Below are 458 nucleotides of genomic sequence, written 5' to 3' on the forward strand. Positions count from 1 at the left end.
GCGCGTCTGGGAGGATGCTCACTGGACAACCTCCGCCGCCGCCCGCGCCGGATGCACGCCGTCTCTCGGTACAATTACCAATGTCGGTTTCTGATAAAACCGCCCGACCCACTCACGGGCATGTACGGTATCCGTCTCGATCAGAACGCAACGGCCCAGAAACCGCGCGGCGTGGACAGCCTCTTGATAGGTCTCTGCTGTCGCGCCGGCCGCATGCACAACCGCAGCCTCGGCCCATGCGGCGACTACATCGGCGCACCGCCACCCCGCCGGGCCGCTGCTGCTGTAATCGTCATCGCCGATCAGCACGACCGCCGCGCCGGTTTTCGGGAGATCGCGGGCCGTTATTTCGGCGTCCCTATGCCCGACGCTTACGAGCTGCATCTCACCACGCCGCACGGCGCGCAGCAGTTCGGCGAGGCCCGGTTGTCCGGCCTGTTCGGCGGCGACGATCGCGC

General features: G+C 67.0%; 1 protein-coding gene. It reads right to left on the reverse strand.

Annotated elements, in window-relative coordinates; all coding sequences use genetic code 11:
• Window positions 1-18 precede the first annotated feature (18 nt).
• A partial coding sequence (locus B8460_RS22705; RefSeq protein ID WP_158323030.1) for a hypothetical protein occupies window positions 19-458 on the reverse strand: 440 nt, incomplete at its 5' end.

It is taken from the genome of Acidisphaera rubrifaciens HS-AP3, assembly GCF_000964365.1.
Classification (GTDB): Bacteria; Pseudomonadota; Alphaproteobacteria; order Acetobacterales; family Acetobacteraceae; genus Acidisphaera; species Acidisphaera rubrifaciens.